This window comes from Mucilaginibacter gossypiicola, assembly GCF_900110105.1.
In the GTDB taxonomy this organism is placed as follows: domain Bacteria; phylum Bacteroidota; class Bacteroidia; order Sphingobacteriales; family Sphingobacteriaceae; genus Mucilaginibacter; species Mucilaginibacter gossypiicola.
The window spans coordinates 1-20,450 of record NZ_FOCL01000002.1 but is presented as its reverse complement, the minus strand read 5'-3'; the positions used below and the strand labels follow the sequence as shown (position 1 = coordinate 20,450).

14 protein-coding genes are annotated in these 20,450 nt (G+C 42.9%); 7 read left to right on the top strand and 7 right to left on the bottom strand.

Features of this window, described 5'->3' with window-relative positions:
• Positions 1 to 235 precede the first annotated feature (235 nt).
• The 5 genes from BMX50_RS05120 to BMX50_RS05100 all read right to left on the bottom strand — a co-directional run bounded on the left by BMX50_RS05120 (position 236) and on the right by BMX50_RS05100 (position 6,515).
• Positions 236 to 2,983: a DEAD/DEAH box helicase family protein gene (locus BMX50_RS05120; RefSeq protein WP_244280865.1), complete on the bottom strand. Its 2,748-nt coding sequence runs from the start codon at positions 2,981 to 2,983 to the stop codon at positions 236 to 238.
• Positions 2,984 to 3,112: 129 nt separating this feature from the next.
• On the bottom strand, positions 3,113 to 3,985 hold the full coding sequence (locus tag BMX50_RS05115) for a hypothetical protein (protein ID WP_091208698.1): 873 nt from the start codon (positions 3,983 to 3,985) through the stop codon (positions 3,113 to 3,115).
• A 404-nt stretch (positions 3,986 to 4,389) separates the two neighbouring features.
• Positions 4,390 to 5,634: an RNA polymerase sigma factor gene (locus tag BMX50_RS05110; RefSeq protein ID WP_091208695.1), complete on the bottom strand. Its 1,245-nt coding sequence runs from the start codon at positions 5,632 to 5,634 to the stop codon at positions 4,390 to 4,392.
• 48 nt (positions 5,635 to 5,682) lie between these two features.
• Positions 5,683 to 6,027, bottom strand: coding sequence for a YciI family protein (locus BMX50_RS05105; RefSeq protein ID WP_091210322.1), 345 nt, complete (start codon positions 6,025 to 6,027; stop codon positions 5,683 to 5,685).
• A gap of 35 nt (positions 6,028 to 6,062) precedes the next feature.
• Positions 6,063 to 6,515: a carboxymuconolactone decarboxylase family protein gene (locus tag BMX50_RS05100; RefSeq protein ID WP_091208692.1), complete on the bottom strand. Its 453-nt coding sequence runs from the start codon at positions 6,513 to 6,515 to the stop codon at positions 6,063 to 6,065.
• Positions 6,516 to 6,686: 171 nt separating this feature from the next.
• Here BMX50_RS05100 and BMX50_RS05095 point away from each other — a divergent pair, with 171 nt between their 5' ends.
• The 7 genes from BMX50_RS05095 to BMX50_RS05065 all read left to right on the top strand — a co-directional run bounded on the left by BMX50_RS05095 (position 6,687) and on the right by BMX50_RS05065 (position 17,750).
• On the top strand, positions 6,687 to 7,772 hold the full coding sequence (locus BMX50_RS05095) for an acyltransferase family protein (protein WP_091208689.1): 1,086 nt from the start codon (positions 6,687 to 6,689) through the stop codon (positions 7,770 to 7,772).
• A 184-nt stretch (positions 7,773 to 7,956) separates the two neighbouring features.
• Positions 7,957 to 8,553, top strand: coding sequence for a TlpA family protein disulfide reductase (locus BMX50_RS05090; protein WP_091210321.1), 597 nt, complete (start codon positions 7,957 to 7,959; stop codon positions 8,551 to 8,553).
• 23 nt (positions 8,554 to 8,576) lie between these two features.
• Positions 8,577 to 10,835 carry a response regulator gene (locus BMX50_RS05085; RefSeq protein ID WP_091208687.1) on the top strand — a complete coding sequence of 753 codons (2,259 nt, stop codon included), beginning with the start codon at positions 8,577 to 8,579 and terminating at the stop codon, positions 10,833 to 10,835.
• Between the two features lie 604 nt (positions 10,836 to 11,439).
• Positions 11,440 to 11,835, top strand: a complete 396-nt coding sequence (locus BMX50_RS05080; RefSeq protein ID WP_091208684.1) for a hypothetical protein — start codon at positions 11,440 to 11,442, stop codon at positions 11,833 to 11,835.
• Positions 11,836 to 12,000: 165 nt separating this feature from the next.
• The gene (locus tag BMX50_RS05075) at positions 12,001 to 13,398 is read left to right on the top strand and encodes a TolC family protein (protein WP_091208681.1); all 1,398 of its coding nucleotides are present in this window, start codon (positions 12,001 to 12,003) and stop codon (positions 13,396 to 13,398) included.
• A 7-nt stretch (positions 13,399 to 13,405) separates the two neighbouring features.
• Positions 13,406 to 16,657 (top strand): efflux RND transporter permease subunit, encoded by a 3,252-nt coding sequence (locus BMX50_RS05070; protein WP_091208677.1) that lies wholly within the window; start codon positions 13,406 to 13,408, stop codon positions 16,655 to 16,657.
• Between the two features lie 4 nt (positions 16,658 to 16,661).
• Positions 16,662 to 17,750, top strand: coding sequence for an efflux RND transporter periplasmic adaptor subunit (locus tag BMX50_RS05065; RefSeq protein ID WP_091208675.1), 1,089 nt, complete (start codon positions 16,662 to 16,664; stop codon positions 17,748 to 17,750).
• Positions 17,751 to 18,157: 407 nt separating this feature from the next.
• Here the strand turns inward: BMX50_RS05065 and abc-f are convergent, their stop codons facing one another.
• Both abc-f and BMX50_RS05050 read right to left on the bottom strand, forming a co-directional pair.
• Positions 18,158 to 19,747: a ribosomal protection-like ABC-F family protein gene (gene abc-f, locus BMX50_RS05060; RefSeq protein ID WP_091208672.1), complete on the bottom strand. Its 1,590-nt coding sequence runs from the start codon at positions 19,745 to 19,747 to the stop codon at positions 18,158 to 18,160.
• Between the two features lie 364 nt (positions 19,748 to 20,111).
• On the bottom strand, positions 20,112 to 20,450 hold a 339-nt coding region (locus BMX50_RS05050; protein WP_143065093.1), incomplete at its 5' end, for a transposase.

Below are 20,450 nucleotides of genomic sequence, written 5' to 3'. Positions count from 1 at the left end.
TTATTCCTGTCTGTAAACCAAAAAAAACCGCCCTTCCCTGTTTTAAGAAAGGACGCAACGCTTATAAAAGCAAACAAGACTATATAAGCCCTTTGCTTACATAGTCTTGCTATTTGGTAATTAACGAAGATAAGTGATTTAAGTTTTATTATCCAAATTTTTAAAGAGGGATTTTTTATTGTGTTTATGACGATTTATTTTTATCGGAGATTAATAAAGCCATAACTCAAAGTTCTTATTGCCACTTATTTATCCTTTCGGGCTTTTTCTGAAACTGTGCTGATAATGATTTTATCCTTGCTTTTAACAATAATCTGCGTCCTTCAATACTTCGGGTAAAAATAAGTTCACAAGGGCCAACTAATCGGTCCCATTGCTGGCTCAAATAAACTGCCGTGTTTTTATTCCGCCCGATAACTTCAGGCACCGAATGAAAATCTTCCTGGTTAATAAAGCGCATAAAAAGGCTCTTACGCGTAATCACATACCGTGGATTATCAATAGGGCTTATTACCTCATGGAGCATATTTATAAAAGTTGATTTTTCAAAGGTTGATCCTCCATCAATATAACAGTAAACTGCTCCCAGGCTATCAACTGAAGCGTTAATGCTTATTTTATCATAAGATGTTTTGACTAACCCTGCTTTTATCATGGCATTCAGCAAGGCATCACCAATTTGTTGTACATCTTTTGCTATGTCTCGATACTTAATATACAACCTGAATGCTTTAAAAGCTTTACGACCAAATATTACTATGCCTATTAGAGAAACAATGGCTAAATAAGTATATAAGCCTTCTCTGGAGTTAATACTCCGGCCCATTCGTCCTATCGAGCGGATGGTATTAATTAAATAATCAAACAAGCCGATAACCAGCGACATAATCAGATTTTTTATGGTATGGTTAAAATGCATGCTTTTAACCGCCTGGTATTCGCGTTCATCAGGAAAAGGGACTTTAATTTCTTCAACCATTGTTATCCCTTTTTCAAGCGCTGCTATCCAATGTTTTTTAAGTGCTTCTCTATCGGCGGCCCGTTTAATACTTTCTTTGTTCCCTAATTCAATCTGTATTGCATCACTGATCCTTTCAGGAATGTTTAGCCGGGCCACACCGCTTTCAATGCCATAGTTATCTTTAAACGAGATACCAACAAAGCTCCCAAACCGCCGTTTAAGTGTATCAAAATCGTCGCCCCCGGTTGTTGATGTGGTATCAACGCAGGCCAGGTGCCAGATATTACCGGTTTTACCGGGATTGCCGTTTTGACTGCGGATAGCCCGTCCCCGCATTTGGTTTGAAAGCACAAACGAACCAACAAAACTTGCCAGCACTAAAGTGTTGATAGCCGGAGCATCCCAACCTTCGCCCAATAATGATTTTGTACCGATAAGCAATTCGATACCACCTTGTTCAAAAATTGTGGTGATGATATGAACTATCTCATTTTTGAGCTGGCTGCACTCTTCAACTAAAATATAATTTTCGTCAAAAGAGACTTGTTTGCATACTATATTTCTGAGCCCTTGCCCCTCGGTTAATGTTTCAAACGCGGGGTAAGCAGATCGCGGAATGATCACCATCGAGCCAGTTAATATGCCGATCTTTATTTCGGTTGTGTTTTCGCGTCGTAGTTTTTCAAAAATTGTTATTACCCCTATTTTATTAAGCTCAATGTTGTTTTGAACAGTAGCAGCATAATACTCTTTCCTGATATAATCGGTAAGTATTACCATGCGCAGGTTGTGCTTTAACTGTTGATATTCAAAATCAGCTATCTGCTTAATGCTTTCCAGCTTGCTTATGCTTGATGATAAAAGTCCGGTAACCTGTTTGTTTTGCGAAAAGCATATTTGTCGTTTTTCAATGGCGCCATTTCGGCGTAATTTATTCTCCAGGTTCTTTTTATGTTCGTCAAAGCCTTTAAAATATTGCTTTTCTTTGTACAGGTAAAAATCAAGAAGTTCCTCTGCCCATTGGTAATCAAACTCAGGAATCTTTAAATTTTTGTCATCAATAACATCAAGGTGGCTTTTAGGGATTTGCCGCCCATTGGCATTTAAATATATTAGCGAAGCTGAATAGCAGGACAGGTTAGTATAAATCCAATCAAGATGCTCTCCCGGCTGAAGCCAAACAGGGTGGTTTTCAATTGCCGTTATCAGAATCTTATCATTTTTTATCTCCTCAAAAAGCACCTTCATCCGTAACCTGAAATTGCTAATATTTTCGGCCTCGGTTTGAGTTGGTAAACTTAAATAAACATAATCCTGGTGCGGGCAAAGGTCGCCTTCAATAACCAGTTCAGGTACGGTAATTTCAACGCTCACGGGCCCGTTTAATTCGATATATCGTTGCCATTCGTTAGGTGTAACATCATAAGGAGGTGTGGCAGTTAAACCTATGGTTACCGGCTCAATGGCTTCTTTAACTTTACTAAGGGTATAGCACCATTCATTTTTAAGATGGTGGGCCTCATCAATAACTATGGTTTTTATATTTTGCTGCTTTAGCCCATCAATGATGTTCTGAAGGTTTTGATTGTGTGATGCTGATATTAGTTCATCATCCGCTTCCTCTTCATCAATTTCAGTGTCTTCGTCAGCAATCCGTAAATTGTTGCAGGCGGCATGCAGTGCCTGGTAAGTGATTACGGTCATAAATGCCGGCTTGCGAATATCTTTCGAAATCCAGGCAGGCATATGTTCTGTTTGCAAAAACATTTCGCAAAACCGGTGGATCCACTGGTTGCGGATAGCAATGGATGGTGCAAGGATCAACGTGGCATTGTTGATGCGCCTGGCTACCTCCAATCCTAAAATGGTTTTACCTGAACCGGGTGGGGCTATTACGTGCAGATGTCCGTCGGCCAAATGTTCGTCAAGGCTGTCGAGCACGCGTTGCTGGTATTTACGCCAGTTATATTGAAAATGTATTCCCTCCGGAAAAGCGGTAAGCCTATCTATTTGCAGTTCCAATATGTTTGGGTTTAAAGTCCAGGTTTGTTATGAATGATAATTTAAAGGCTCAATATAGCCATGATCTTTTTGATTGCCAATTATTCTGCGTTTGATATACTGGTGCGCGGTTTACGCTGATGAACTCTGTCATTCATATAGCTCCCTTGTATCCTCATTACAATCAAATCTGATCTCATTTTTTATTCGCTCACTCAGCACATCATTCTCTTTTAATATTTCAACAGCACGTTTCCGGCACAAGCCGCAGGTGTGTTTATCATAAAGGGCCTCCAATGGTTCCCGGCATTCCGGTGTTTTATTGGCGTAATAAATATTGGTAATGTCAATTATCAAACCTTCTAACTCATCGCCCGTACCGGCTTTTTTCACGAGAGTGGTCAGCAGTTTTTGATCACCTTTTTTATAATTTTCTATTAGAATTTTAGCAAAAAATGCAGGGCGCTTGCTAACAGCGATTTGTTTCAAAGCAAGCTGCCTGATATTTTTACCTTTGAAAAGACCAAGCGCCTGAATAGCCAATATCACAATTCTCATGTTCCTTGCCGGATCTTTAAGGGCCAGATTAAAAAGGGGCTCTTTATTAAGCGGAAACTTGTGCTTTGTGAAAACTCGCAGCAATTTTTCGATGTTACTTTTATTTCGTTCAATTAAAAGTTGCTGTGCTATTAATTCGAGTTCGGCGCGTTTTAGTTTTCTATTAATAAACCAAGTCCTGCTTTGCCGCAACAGGGCTTCTTCAACTATGTTTTTATAAATGAGAGTGGGTTTAACCCGTTCATTGCGCTGATCTATATTGCGCCGTACATCATCAGTATATATCTTGATAAAACGATTTTGTGTAGCGGCGGCATCAAGTTCGGCCCATACATCAATTTCCGGGTTTTCTTTTTGAAAGCTTTTAATGAGGTCATCGTCCTGCCAATCTTCCGGATCTTTTTCAAGGCGTTTGCCAAATTCTTCTGCAATAAATTTGAGGCCTTCCAGGCCATCAAGTTCCATGATCTGGTATGTACCAGCCCAGTCCGATCTCCAGATAGGATTATGAACGAAGCCATCATAAATAGCATGTTTTGCTTCGGAATCCCCCTCAAGGGCAAATATTTTAGCCAGGTCAAAAAGCTGTGTTAGTGTCCAGGTATCATTTTGAGGTTTTAAAAGGGCTTTCAGTACAGCTTTCTTTATTTTGTCCTTTTTACCTGATAGGTTGATTAATTCAACAAGATACTCTTCCCTGCTGTGTTCACATTGACCGTCGTGCGCGAAATTCTTAACACAAGCTTTGATGATCTCCCCCGAAAAATCAATCTCCGGATGGTTTTGAATCAGCAGATGCGTTTCGCCGGTTCCCCGGCGTATGGCGCTTTTAAATTTTTGTTTGATAAGTTGGTTTCTATCATTAGATATTATTGGTTCTGATACTGTTTAAGCCGGTTTATATTAATGGCTATTGTCGCTTTGTCACTTGCTGATGTAGCCAGTTTCACAGCCGTTTCATAGTGCTGCAACGCTTTTGGGTTATCTATGCCGGTATATAGGTTGCCCAGTAATGAATAATAAAAATGATTATTGCTCAGGTTCAGTTTTTCGGCTTCGGCAATTGCGGCTTGCTTGCCATTGGTTTTTGCAAGGGCGAAAGTTCGGTTCAGTGCTGCTATCGGCGAATATTCCATGATAAGCAGGTTATTGTACAACTGCAATATATTCTCCCATTTTTCGGCCGTATCTTCTTTAATAGTATGCCAATAGGCAATGCCCGCCTCCAAATGATATTTAGTTAACGTTGTTCCGGTTGAGGCCTGGTTTAGGTAATAAATGCCTTGATTAATTAAATCCTTGTCCCAAAGTGATTCGTCCTGATCTTCGTAAAGGACCATGGCACCATCATCATTGGTGCGGGCCTCAAACCGCGAGGCATGAAAACACATTAGTGCAAACAGGGCATTTACAGCCGGGGTATTGGTAGCGGGATTTTCTATCAGCAGAAAATTAAGCCGCATTGCTTCGGCACAAAGATCATGGCGAAGGGTGATGTTTTGGGAAGTTGAGTAATATCCTTCAGAAAACAGCAGGTAAACAGTTGTCAAAACATTTTCAAGTCGGTTATTGATCTCGTTCAGGGTTGGCTGTTTAATTTGGATACCCGCCTCTTTCAACTTTTCTTTTGCGCGGCTTATCCGTTTGTAAATAATCTCCTTGTTTGCTAAAAAGGCATCGGTAATTTCCTGTATCCCAAAACCGCAAAGCAGGTTAAGAGCAAGCGCCACCTGCGATTCGGCAGGGATAACCGGGTTACAAACCGTAAAGATCATGGCCAACTGACTATCGGCGATGTTTTTGGTTGACAGATCAATCTCTATTTCACCGGTACTGTCGGTAGTATATTTTATTTCGGGCGAAAGCTTTTGCTTAAAAATGGTATCGTGTTTAAGGTAGTTTTTGGTTTTATTTTTGGCGACGGTATAAAGCCAGGCGGCAGGGTTATCCGGCAAACCTTTCAGGCTCCAGTTCTCTGTGGCCGAAAGAAAAGTATCGCTAACAATATCTTCTGCAATTTCAATATGTTCGATACCAAAAAGGCGGCAAAGTACCGCTACGATTTTTTGGTATTCGGTGCGGAACAAATGAGGTAGGAGTTCTTTAGGTTGCATAGGTTAAAATAAAAATGCCTTTGCAAAGGTACAAAGGCATTTTCGGTTTTATACAGTAGGCACAGCCATTCGTACTTCAACAGTAGCTCCCCATTGCAAAACCGGGCAGCCTTTGGCTATTTCAACGGCGTCATCATAATCTTCGGCCCTGATCAGGAACAGGCCTCCAATTGATTCCTTGATTTCGGCGTAGGGGCCATTGATCACAGTATTTTGTTTGATCACCCGGCCGTCGCCATCCCAGCGTTTAGGAGCGCCAACCAGTTTGTTTTGGGCTGCAATACCGCCTATCCAATCCTGGAAAGGTTTTATAGCCGCCTGCATTTGCTCGGGCGAAGGGCTTGCATCCTTGCTTTTCAGATCCCTGTGGATCACTAACAAAAACTCATTCATAAGGCTATGTTTTAACATGGTTAATATAAGCTGTTTTATGAAAACTGACCAACCTGGTAAGTGCCTGCTACGTTAGGGAACGAAAGGTTAAGGCGGTTCCAGGTGTTAATGGTGGTAACGGCCATGGTAAGGTCTATCAGTTCTGTGTCGCTAAACTGGGTTTTAGCGGTTGCATATACCTCATCAGTTACGTGGCAGGCAGTAACCGCTTCTGCCCAGGCAAAGGCGGCCCTTTCACGGTCGGTGTAGTAAGGTGATTCTTCCCATGCGCTCAGGCCGTATAAGCGTTGTTCGGTTTCGCCATTGGCACGGGCATCTTTATAATGCATATCGAGGCAATAAGCGCATTTGTTAATTTGGGATACCCTGAAGTTTACCAGTTCAAGCAAAGCCTCTTCAATTGATGCTTTTTTAATATAAGCGCCCATGCCAAATAATGGTTTTAAGGCGTTCTGTCCTTTTTCCCACATGCTAAGTCTCTGTTCCATTTTGTTTTAAATTATGTTGTTAAAACCGAATGACAACCATGTTTTGTGGATTGGACAAAATGGAGAAAAATATTTTTATTTTTTTGTCAGAATAAAATCAGGGTTTTTCATCCGGCATATTTTTGTTTATTTAGCAAACCAGGCTCCTGCAACTAACCTGGATAATTTAATATGGAAAAACTAAATCCCGGAATCCTTAAAACTAAACAGCATTTTGAAATTCTTGACGGTCTGCGCGGCGTAGCTGCTATAGCTGTTGTTACCTTCCATTTTATGGAGATAGCTTACTCTGATTACAGCAAGGATTTTATAGGTCACGGTTTCCTGGCGGTCGACTTTTTCTTTTGCTTGTCGGGTTTTGTAATTGGCTACGCTTATGATGATAGGATAGGTAAGATGGGTATAAAGGAGTTTTTTAAATCAAGATTAATCAGGCTGCATCCGCTTGTTGTTTTTGGCTCAGTATTAGGCTTGCTGGGTTTTATATTTGATCCGTTTAATGCACAGCCTATTGCCCGTAGTGCGGGGAGTATATTACTGTTGTTTCTTAGTTCGATATTCATGATTCCTAACGCAATCATGAGCGAGAGGTATTTTAATTTGTTTGGTTTTAATGCGCCCGCATGGTCGTTATTTTGGGAGTATGTGGCTAACATTGTTTATGCCCTTGTACTATGCCGCCTTCACCGTCGCTACCTGATAGTGCTTGTTGTGATTTCGGCGGCGGCAATTTGCTATGTGGCCAACCGTTCAGGTAATTTGATGGGCGGCTGGAGCGGCGAAACTTTCTGGGATGGAGGTGTGCGTATAGCCTACTCTTTTACCGCCGGTTTGCTGGTTTACCGGCATAACCTGATCATTAAAAACAGGCTTGGTTTTATTGGTCTTTCGGTTTTATTAATGCTGGCTTTCCTATCGCCATTCTCATCCTGGAACTGGCTTAGCGAGCCTTTTATAGTTATCATTTATTTCCCCTTACTTGTTGCACTGGGGGCGGGAACTGTTCTTAATGAAGGCCTGCGTAAAATCTGTGTTTTTTCTGGCAATATCTCCTATCCGTTATACATGACGCATTACTTTGTAATGTGGATGTTTGGTAGTTATTACGCAGCAAATAAACCCGATGCGCTTCACTTAGCCTATATCATTGCACCCGGTTTAATTATCCTGGTTACATTTGCCTATCTTGTTATGAAGGTATACGATGTTCCTTTACGCCGCTATCTAACCGAAAGAAGAAAACAGGCTATTAAATAAAATGAGTGGCAGTTGATAGGTTTAATTAAAGATTAAAGCCGGGTTTCGTTAACGGGTAAATTTAAAACCTGTATGTTTAAAATGCTGAAAAAGTGTTTCTTATACACTAAAAAAACAGTATGTTTACTGTTGGTTTTTTGCATTTTTCATTCGTTTGGGATGGCATGCAGGGGGCTTTGGCACAATGAGGAAAACGTTAGTTATTGGTTGGCTTGTAATATTACTTGCTGTTATTGGCGCATTATTTTGGTATAATGAATTGCAATATCAGCTACCTACGCCGGTGCCCGAAAACTATAAACCGGTAAAACAAGGTACGGTTATTTCCATTAATCCAAAGCATTATAAAGACCACAGCAAACCGTTGTTTCTGCATTTTTTTAACCCGGATTGTCCCTGCTCAAGATTTAATGTTAAACAATTTAAAGCCATTGTTGAGCAATATCGCGGGCAGGTAAATTTTGCTATCGTGATCATGAGTAGCAAGCATTTTACCGAGGGCGAGATCCTGGATAAATTTGGCATGAAACTGCCGGTAATATTTGATCCTTCCGTTGCCGAAGCCTGCGGGGTTTACTCAACACCACAGGTTGCGCTGATTGATACCGCAAGTAAACTATACTATCGTGGCAATTACAATATAAGCCGTTACTGTACCAACGAAAAAACGAGCTTTGCCAAAATAGCAATTAACGGTTTACTTAGTAGCAATACCCGACTCACATTTAATAAATTGGCGCTAACATCATATGGCTGTCGCTTGCCCGATTGTCATAATTAACATATCCCTATTTTTAAATACAAGTGACAGCAGCCATAGCTCATAACATTAATTTCCAAACCGAGATCAAGGACCGATCAGACAGGTTGATGGACTATTTTCTGCCTGTGCATTTTGCCGTTGGTTTGGCACTGGCTTTTTTTTACGGTACCTGGCTTATAGCTTTTGGTGTTGGCGGCCTTTGCCTGCTGGCTTACTATACCGCAAAAATAGCCCTGCCCCAATCTGCTTTGTATCAGTATGTGCTGGCCGCTGTACTGGGCATTTTCATGGCCCAGTATATTTACCAGATGCATGGCATGTTTGAAATGCATTTTTTCGCATTTATTTCAAGCGCTCTGCTTATCACCTACCAAAACTGGAAGCTGCAAATACCGCTGCTTATAGTAGTTATTATACATCATGCCACTTTTAGCTACCTACAGGATATTGGGTTTGGAAATATATTTTTTACGCAGCTCAATTATTTCGACCTTCAAACGTTTGTAATCCACATATTGCTTACCGGGGTGATCATGTTTATTTGCGGCCTTTGGGCATACCAGTTGCGCAAATACAATGAATTAAGAATTGTGCAAACCCTGCAAATGGCCGATCTGCAGCGCGAAGCTCAGCTATCCCTGGAGCGCAAGTACAACGAAGAGGTTTTGGCGGCTGCAAATAAAGAACTGAACCACTCAAACCTGGAGCTTCAAAAAGCTCGTCTGGCGGCCGACCAGGCTAATCAGGAAAAAAGTATATTCCTCGCTACCATGAGCCACGAGATCCGTACGCCTATGAATGGGGTTATCGGCATGTCGGCCCTGCTAAATGAAACAGAGCTTAATGAGGAGCAGCGGATGTTTACCGAAACCATCATCAACTGCGGCGAAACACTGATCCATGTGATCAATAATATCCTTGATTTTTCGAAGATAGAAGCGGGTAGTCTCGACCTTGAACAGGAAGATTTTAGTCTGCGGCAAAGTATTGAAGACGTGATGGACATGTTTGCCGTTAAGGCCGGGCAAATAGGGCTTGATCTTGTTTATGAGATAGATGAAGAGGTAGCGCCCTGTATTATCGGCGATCCGTTACGGCTTAAACAAGTGCTTATTAACCTGGTAAATAATGCCATTAAGTTTACCGAAAAAGGCGAAGTAGGTATTCATGTTAGCTGCGTGGAAAAACAATTTGATGGTTTGCTGAAATTACAGTTTGATGTTTGGGATACCGGCATTGGTATTCCGAAAGATAAACTCCATCGTCTGTTCCGCGCGTTTTCGCAGGTTGATTCATCCACTACCCGCAAGTATGGCGGTACGGGCTTAGGCCTGGCAATCTGCCAAAAATTGGTTACACTAATGGGCGGGACCATAGGCGTTCAAAGTTTACCTGGCGTAGGTGCAAAATTTACTTTTACGATAAATGCCTATCCAGGTGAGAGCGCTAATCAACAATCTGCAAGTTTCGATCTTACTGAATTACAGGGTAAAAAAATACTGGTGGTTGATGATAACCATACCAATCTGTCTATCCTTGAACGGCAGTTTGATAATTGGAACCTTAAAGCAATAACAGCCGAATCTGCCGCCGAGGCATTGGTGATATTGCAAAAAAATAAAGATATCGACCTGGTTATTACTGATATGCATATGCCGGTAATGGATGGCGCTATGCTGGCAAAAATTATCAAGGATGAATACAGCCACTTGCCAATTATATTGTTAAGCTCAATTGGCGAAGATTTTATCAAAGACAGAAGGGCGCTTTTCACATCTGTTATGAGCAAGCCGATAAAGCAACAGGTACTTGGTAAACAGGTTTTCATAGCGCTTAAGAACGGTTCGGGGCAAAATGACGATAAACAGCTTAAAACCAAATTATCGGTCGACTTTAGTGATAAGTACCCCTTCAATATTTTGATTGCCGAGGATAATGAGATTAATCAGCATGTTATTAAGCACATTTTAAGTAAAATGGGCTATAAACCGGGTATCGCCAAAAACGGGCTCGATGCCATAGAGGCTCTTTATCAAAATGATTATGGATTGATATTAATGGATATGCAGATGCCTGTTATGGATGGGCTTGAAGCCACCCGCGTAATCCGCAAGGAAGATATTAAGCAGCCGGTTATCATAGCGCTAACGGCCAACGCCATGACCGGCGATGAGCAGGATTGTTTGCAGGCCGGTATGGACGACTATCTCAGCAAACCTGTGAAGCTTGATGAGCTCATGAATAAGCTTTCAAAATGGTATACCGTAACGGCTAATAAAGCTGCAGTCCGTCAGGATTGATATAAAATACTACCCCCTGATATAATAAATGAAGGATGTTCCCGTCAGCAGGTAAGCTTCGGGTGAAAGCGGGCGGAACAATGGTGGCCTTGAGTGCAGGAAGGGGCATAGCAAGTTTTTGCAGAAGCATTGGGAAGGCGGGAGCACAGCGGGGCAAAATAATTGCAGCCCGTGGTTCTGGCCGATTTGCAGGGCAAAGGCCTTGTGCGCAAAGAAGCCTATCTGCTGACTTGATTTTTTGGGTACTTTTGTATCAAGACAAAAGTACCTGGCCCCGCGCGGCCAGGAGCGCGACAATGTTAGTCAATAGAACAAAGATCGTTACCTGCCTGTCGGAGATTTCTTCGTACCTTAAAGCAATGACGTGGTGGAGATGTTATTTCACTTTCAGATTTCACCGGATTTAAACACTCGCATGTCCCCTATTTTAATTACACCCCGGGTAGCGGGACGAGAGTGAGCCGGGGGGCAACATGCCAATCGCGCAAATAAAAAGAGTGCAAGTCAAAGTCCATACTGCTTTTTATAAAAGGATAATTGCAACAATACTGTTGCAAAACAAATTGGCATTTTTTCTCATTTTTGTATTGTACAAGCTAATATATTGAAAAAGAGGAAACATGAGGCTTCAAAATCATTACTGGTAATGTCAGTGATGGTTTTTTATCTGCTTATTGCAAGCAGCCATGTTTTTTTTCTGCCCCGGTTAACGGAATTAAGAGGTGCACATTCAACCGCATTTAATTCGGTTTTTAAACGAAAAATTGAAACAGTACGCAGTAGCTTCAACGAATCAAGCTATGTTCAACGGCCGGATAAATCAACCCTCGAAGAAAAAAAATCAGCTACCGATTGGCTTACAGCAGTCATAGGATCGTTTACCTTACTGTTTTTCGTATTCCAGCTATGGAAATTAAGTCCTAAGCCATATGTAAGTGCGCTTAGGTTGCTGATAGACCGCCAATACGTTTACCTTTTCCTTTGTAACTTCCGGATCTGATGTAATTATGCAGTGGATGTCCCGTCCACAGCTACATCCTGCTTATCCATTTTTTAATTAATTCATTCCTCATTTATTGGTATTAACCGCAATAGGTTTTGACTATCATTTGTGATCAGTTTTTTATACCCGTAAATGTAGGTAAGCATTTTTCGGAATTTATATATGTTAATTTCAAAGAAAAGCTGCTGCCTACTGGTGGGCTTGTTTATAACAGCCTGCAGTTATGCACAGCAACAGCAAAATAACACTCCGGTTAGCTTAAAAACGTTGCTCAGTAGCGTTAATCAAAACGCACCAACTTTACTAACCGATTCGGCAGCAATAGCCATAAAAAGAGCCATGGCAACCGAAACCCGCAGCAGCTGGCTGCCCAACCTTAAATTAAATTACCAGGCCGATTACGGTACCAACAATAACGTGGCTGGTCCGTATTTTGGTTTTGGTATTATCCCCTCAAACTCGAGAGGTGTGCGTACCGAAAGTAATACTACCACGGTATCTGCCAATGTAGGCGTTGCCGCGCTCGACTGGGAGATCTATAACTTCGGGGCTTATGGAGCGCAGAACAAAGTGGCCAACTCTGATATCCAGGTGCAACAAAACCAGTTTGCCGATTCAAAGTACCAGTTGCAGGCTTACACTATTGGCAATTATCTGCTATTGTTAAAACTGGAGAACTTTCTATCTATCCAGGCCCGCAACATCAGGCGAAATCAGGAGATCCGGCGCTCGGTACAATCACTTGCTAAAAGCGGGGTGCGTGCAGGAGTTGATACCAGTATAGCAGAAGCTGAGCTATCTAAAGCCCGCTTAAATTATATTGAGCTCAATAACCAGTTAAAACAGGTTCAGTTGCAATTGTCGGCTATTAGTGGCTTGCCTTATCAAACTATTGTACCTGATACCACTCTTGAGCAGGAGCTGGTCAGTACCGAAAACAACCTGCTGCCAACCGAAGTTGACACCGCCAATCACCCGCTGATCAACTACTATAAATCAGTGTATCAAAATAGCCTGCAACGGGAAAAACTTGTTAGTAAAAGTTACAATCCTAAAATAATGCTCGAGGGTGCGGTTTGGGGCAGAGGCTCAAGTGTTGATGCTAACGATCATTTTAATAGCCTGAGCAGCGGCTGGGGTTTCGACAGGAATAATTATCTGGTAGGTATAGGTGTTTCCTATAACCTGTTTGATATCCGCCGCCGGCAGTTAAAACTGCGGACGCAGCGCGCCAATACCGATTATACCCGGAAAAAGCTGGAAGAGCAAAAGCAATTGCTGGCTGTAAGTGCCAATCAATCAAATGTTGAATTGCAAACAGCGCACGAACGCCTGCTGGAAATTCCTCATCAGCTTAAAGCCGCAACCGATGGCTATCGCCAAAAGCTGTCGTTATATAAAAACGGCTTAACCGATATTATCGAACTCAATGCCGCGCTAAACATCCTTTACCGCGCCGAAACAGATTATGTACAGGCTAAATATGCTTACTCGAACGCGCTGTTCCAGAAAGCCATTACCGAAAACCAGGTAAGTTCTGTATTAAACCTTTTAAAATAATTTAGCTATGTCAATGGTCACATCCGCACTTAAAAGGCCCATCACAACGGTGGTGGTTACTTTGAGCCTGCTCATTTTCGCGGTGCTTAGTGCTATCAATATACCAATAGATATTTTCCCGAAATTAAACCTGCCCACCATTTATGTAATTGAATCATACGGGGGCATGTCGCCCCAGCAAATGGAGGGGTTCTTTTCTACCCGTTTGCAGGATCAGTTCCTGTATGTGAACGGCATCAAAAGTATCACCAGTAAAAACATCCAGGGCTTAACCATGGTGAAGCTGAGCTTTTACGAAAGCACAGATATGGCCGAAGCACAGGCCCAGGTGGCTTTGCAGGTAAGCCGTGTGATGAGCTTTTTCCCGCCGGGCGCATTGCCGCCGCAGGTGGTAAGGTTTGATGCTTCATCATTACCTGTAGGGCAATTGGTGCTATCTGCTCCAAACCGCAGCCTGAAGGATATTTACGATATGGCTGCAACTAAGGTAAGGCCGATGTTTGCCACCGTTCCGGGTTTATCGGCCCCTCCGCCGTTTGGTTCAAACGCCAGGTCGATCACCTTAAATGTTGATCCTAACAAACTCAGAAGTTATGGCCTTACCCCCGATGAGGTGGTGAGCGCGCTGGCTAAGTTCAACGTAATGTCGCCGTCGGGTAACCTGAGGTTGGGTAATACCATGTTTGTAACTACTGTAAATACGCTGATCAACCAAACCGATGAGTTTGGCAACATTCCGGTAGTAACCAAAAATGGTGTCCCCATTTTAGTAAAAGATGTAGCCCGCGTTGCTGACGCCACCGACGTTACCGTGGATTACGCCCTGATCAATGGTAAACGCTCCGTTTATCTGCCGGTAGTAAAAACTGCCGATGCCAGCACATGGAGCGTGGTACAAGCTTTGAAAAAGAAAATCCCCGAAATACAAGGCCTTTTGCCTGATGACGTTAAGATCTCGTACGAGTTTGATCAATCTATATTCGTAATAAACGCGGTAAAAAGCTTGTTAACCGAGGGTGGGTTAGGAGCGCTGCTCACAGGCTTAATGGTGTTACTGTTTTTGCGCGATTGGCGCAGCAGCTTGATTGTAGTGATCACTATCCCGGTATCTATTTTATTAGGCGTATTGCTACTTGGCTTATTCGGCCAAACCATTAATATCATGACCCTGAGCGGTCTGGCGCTTGCCATTGGTATTTTGGTTGACCAGGCCACGGTGACTATCGAGAATATTCACCAACACCTGGAGATGGGTAAAAGTAAAGCACAGGCAATTTTTGATGCCTGCCAGGAAATTTCCTTTCCGCTGTTGCTGATCCTGCTTTGTATCCTGGCGGTGTTTGCGCCGTCATTTATGATGAATGGCGTACCTAAAGCCATGTTCCTGCCGTTGTCGTTGTCTATCGGTTTAACCATGATCGTATCGTACATTATAGCGCAAACGCTGGTGCCCATCATGTCGAACTGGCTTATCAAGGCCGAAACATATCAGCATTACGAGCATGGCAAACTGCACGCCCACGCTGGCGAAGCTATGGACAGGCCGGAGGAAGGACAGGTAAACCATCACCTGCAGCAGGAAGAACAACATCCCGAAAAAAACGATCTGTTTGAACGGATAAAAATGCGCTTTATGAACATCCTCAAAAAATGGATGCCAAATAAACGGATAATTGTACCTGTTTACCTTGTTGCGGTGCTGGCGCTTGCCGGTATTTGTTTTGTTACCATTGGTAAAGATATGATGCCGAAACTTAACAACGGGCAGTTCCAGATCAGGATTAAAGAGCCGGACGGTACAAGGCTTGAACGTACCGAAGATGGGCTGAAACAGGTATTGCAGATCATCGACAGTACGGTTAATCATCACGTGGCAATTACGTCAGGCTATGTGGGCATTGTGCCCAGCAGCTACGGTACCAGTAACCTTTATGTGTTTAATACCGGTACGCACGAGGCCGTATTGCAGGTTAACCTTGACGAGGATTACCATATCAACATGGATGAGCTTAAAGATGCATTACGTAAAAATATAGCATCGCGCTTACCTGATTTGCGCATCACTTTTGAACCTATTGACATGACTGAAAAGATCATGAGCCAGGGCGCATCAACCCCTATCGAAATAAGGGTAGCCGGCAAGGATATGGCGCAAATACAAGGTTACTCCAACAAAGTTTTGGCAGGGCTTAAAAAGATAGATTATTTAAGAGATGTGCAGATTACCCAGCCTTTAAAATTCCCGGTTGTTGCCATAACGCTCGACAGGCTGAAGGCCGCTCAGTTAGGCCTGGATATTAAAGATGTTGCCCGCTCGGTTACGGCCAGTACATCATCAAGCCGTTTTACCGAAAAGAACCTTTGGTTGGATGATAAATCGGCCTATACTTACCAGGTGCAGGTACAAATTCCGGAGTATGTGATGAATACCATGGATGAGCTGAAGGAAATTCCACTGGTAAAAGGCCAAAGCACACCGGTATTGGGCGATATTGCCAGCTTTAAGGTTAACTACGTTCCCGGCGAGTACGACCGTACCGGCCCGCGCCGCTTTTTAACTGTGAGTGCTAATATTTATAAAAAAGATCTGGGTACAGCTACCGCCGCGGTACAAAAAGTAATTAAATCGGTAGGTGCTCCGCCTAAAGGCTTGATTGCGGAAGTTAAAGGTATGTCGAGCTTATTGACTGAAACGCTTGATAGCTTACAAAACGGTTTGATGTTTGCCATTTTGGTGATCTTTTTACTGCTGGCTGCCAATTACCAGTCGTTCAAATTATCCCTTACGGTGTTATCTACCGTACCGGCGGTAATATTAGGTTCGTTAACGGCTTTGCTGCTTACAGGTTCAACGCTTAACCTGCAAAGTTATATGGGCATGATTATGTCTACGGGGGTATCGGTAGCCAATGCCATTCTGATCGTAACCAATGCCGAAACCCTGAGATTGGATTATAAGGACTCTACAAGGGCAGCCATTACCAGTGCCTCTATCAGGTTAAGGCCGATCCTTATGACCAGTTTAGCCATGATGGCAGGCATGGTTCCGATGGCATCAGGTATGGGTGAAGCCGGAGAGCAAACTGCACCATTAGGTCGCGCTGTAATAGGTGGTTTGTTTGCCTCAACCCTGGCCGCGTTGTTTATACTGCCGCAGGTATTTGCCTGGGTTCAGCAAAATACAACATACGATTCCCCTTCTCTATTAAAAGATGTAAACGTTAACCAACCGCAACAACTTGAAACTTCCAATAGCTAATATCATGAAACTAAAATATATCATACTGCTAAGCAGTATCAGTCTGATGGCCGCGTGTGCAGGCAATCAAAAACCGGTGGACCTTACAGAAAACAAAAAATCCACCCAAAAAGCAACCGAGTATGAAACCGGTAAAGTGTCGGAAAAAGCATTGTCGAGCGAAGCCCGCCTTCCGGGGCAATTAAAGCCTTATAACGAGGTGAACCTGTTTCCGAAAATAAATGGGTTTGTGAAAACTGTTTTTGTTGATCGGGGTACACTGGTTAAAAAGGGACAATTATTGGTAACCTTAGAAGCACCAGAAATGGAATCACAACTGCAGGCTGCCGACTCGCGATATATGCAGGCCAAAGAAAATGCCGTAGCCAGCAAGGAAAAATATCAGCGTTTAAAAGAAGCCGCGAAAGAGCCCGGCTCGGTATCTCCGCTTGAATTAGATAACGCTTTGTCAAAAATGAAGGCTGATGACGCTATGGCCCGTTCGGAAAGCTCAATCGTGGCATCTGTACGCACCATGCAGGATTACCTGAACATCCGTGCTCCCTTTGATGGTATGATCATTCAGCGTAACGTATCTCCGGGAGCTTTGGTGGCTCCGGGTAAAGGTACAGATTTGCCTATGCTTATTTTGCAGGATACCCGCAAACTGCGTTTAGAGGTTTACATCCCCGAAGATTTTGTAGATAAAGTTGACCTGAAACAACAGGTAAAATTCACTTTTAATGCTATGCCGGGGCAGGAGCAAACAGCTAAAATTAGTCGCTCGGCCAACGCTTTAGGGAGCATGCGTTCTGAAGCTATTGAAATAGACGTGCAAAACCAAAATGGAATATTGAAGCCGGGCATGTATGCCGAAGTAAAAATCCCGATGCTCTCGGGCGCAAAATCATTATTGGTTCCCAATAACGCCATTATCCGTTCTACCGAGCGGGAATATGTGATTGCAGTAAAAAATGGCAAAGCCGTTTTAACCGACATCAAGGAGGGACTTACAAGGCATGATTCGACAGAGGTATTCGGTAATTTGAAAGCCAATGATACTATCCTTAAAAACGCAAGTGATGAGATTAAGGATGGTGCGGTGATAAATTAGAAATCTTTAATAATTGAACCTGGATTTTCAAATCCCCTCTTGAGAGTAATGGCCCATAAAAAGACAGTGACGGGAAATGACAAGCCGTACAGTTGACTCACCCGGTCTACGCTACGCTGGACAACCCTCTCTATCCTTCGGATAAAGAGGGTAAGAAAAAAAACAAATTAAAATCCCCTCTTTACGCTTGCGTAGAGAGGGGTGACGAGCGTAGCGATGTCGGGGTGAGTCGATATGGCGGTTAATTCTTCACTTATGTCTTTTCATGGGCTATTACTCTTTTGAGAGGGGGCGCGAAAGGAAAGAGCGGTAGCAGGGGTGTGTTTGGACGATTGACTTATCAAAGCAGGAAACACACCCCTCCGCCCCTCTCAAGAGGGGAATCGCACAGGCCCTCGTTTTTGTTTTTATCCTATCAAAATCTCCCGCTCCACATTAACCTGCTTTAAAAAATATTCATCGTGTGATACTACGATCAGCGTACCGCGATAATCATTAATGGCTGCGGTTAATATTTCGATATTTTGAATATCGAGGTTATTGGTAGGCTCATCTAGGATGATCACATCAGGTGCCTGATTGCCGATGGTTAACGAGCAAAGCATCAGCCTCATTTTTTCGCCGCCACTGAGGGCACTGCACGGTTTATCCCAATCCTCGCGGGTAAACAGAAACCTGTTAAGCCGGATTTTGATATCATGCTCCTGCAATGCCCCGGAATTAAATTCTTCGGCTTGCTGGTAAACGCTGAGCTTGTTATTGATCAGCGAATAATCCTGATCAATATATATGGCTTTAACTTTTGCCTGTTCAATGGTTCCGGATTGTGGCTCCAGTTTTCCAAGCAGCATTTTTATCAGCGTTGTTTTACCAGAACCGTTTGACCCCCTGATCACTAACCTTTCGCCACTAACTATTTGAAAGCTAAGCGGCGGGTTCCAAAGTGATTGCCCATCATATCCAAAATTCAACTCCCTGGCGGTTATTAACACTTTACCTTTATGAAGCGCGGAGTTATCAAAGTCCATCTTCATTTTATCGATATCAGGCAGTTGGGTGCGCAGCTGGCTCAGTTCCTGTGCAATGATTCCGGTTTTTTCGGCGTGTACCCCCTGCATTTTTGAGGTGCTTTTTTCGGCGCTGTTTTTCAGGGTTTTCATCATAATGGTGGGTACACCGGCTTTTTCCTGTTTCTTTTTGCCGCGCGCATCCAGTTTTTGCTGCCGTTCAAGGGATTCCCGTTCGGTTTCTTTGGCCTTACGGAGAGCTTTCTCCTTACTCCTTACATCCTGATTCAGGGCCTCGCTTTCAATATATTTTTGTTCGGCATAAAAATCATAGTTGCCGCCGTAAACGGTTATGCCGCGTTTGCTGAGTTCACATACCGTGTTGAGCAGGTTAAGCAGGATACGGTCATGACTAACTACCAACAAAGTATTATTTGTTGTTTGGATATAGTTATAAAGCAGTTTGCGCCCAGCGACATCCAGGTGATTGCTTGGTTCGTCCAGTAAAACTATATCAGGGCGATGAATGGCTATACCTGCCAAAAATACCTTTGTTTTTTGACCGCCACTAAGCGAGCCCATTTTTTGCGCCAGATCGATATCGGTAAGTTGCCAGTGAATAAAAGCTTCGGTGCAGCGTTCTTCAATGGCCCAGTCGTCATTGAGTATGGTCATGTTCTCGTCGGTTACATTACCGTCAAGAATCTGTTGCAGGGCGTTTAGCTTATCAGCTATTTGCAGAGCTTCGGCAACGGTAAGTTCATTGTACTGACCGAAAATCTGGGGTACAAAATACGGCCGCGAATCAGTTTTAACAACACCACTGGCTGGTTTTAAATTTCCGGCCAGGATTTTAAGCAGGGTTGATTTTCCGGTGCCGTTGTTGCCTATAAGGGCTATTTTATCATGTTTGTTAACTACGAGATCAATACCGGCAAATAAAAGATCACGGTTGGGGTGTATATAGGTAATATCGTGAAGAATAAGCATAATTTCTTTCTTAAAAAGGTGAATAAATACAGGGGCGTTGCAACAACGGCACTGGTTTATTTGTCCTGAAAGAAATTATTTATCACATAGAGGGAGTGGTTGGTTACCGGGGCAAAGGTAGCATTTTATATTATAAATGGCTTATTCAATCGCAAAAACCAATTAAATGGCCAACAGGAGGCTGCTATGGAGCCTGTTTTAAAAAGAAATGTCATTTCGATAGAGCAGGGCGGGCTGCGTGGTGGAGCGAAAGAGAAATCTTCTGCATCAGGCTCTACAACTATGCCTGTAAAGGCAGGGCGTAGAAGATTTCTCCTCGCCTCCGGCGCACCTATCCCTCCGCTGGTTCGTCGATTTCTATGATTTAGGCAATAGATGTTTGATAATTTTTTTCATAGGGTCTATTTTGATTGACACATGCGAAGATTCTTAGGATGAGTTTGTTTCTGACAGCATTAATTACACTCATTTTATTTTTCTTTTGCTGTTCTACTTTACGTTCGTAGAAGCGTTTTAGATCGCTATTATGTTGTATAGCAACTATTGCTGCCAAATGCAGCAATGTCTTCACCTTCTTATTAGCCATGTGTGAGACCCTGGCTTTTTTGACAACTCTACCGGATTCATCTGTAAAGGGGGCCACACCTGAATAGCAGGCAAATTTCTTCGGGTCATTAATGTCTTTGAATTCATTGGTTGTAAC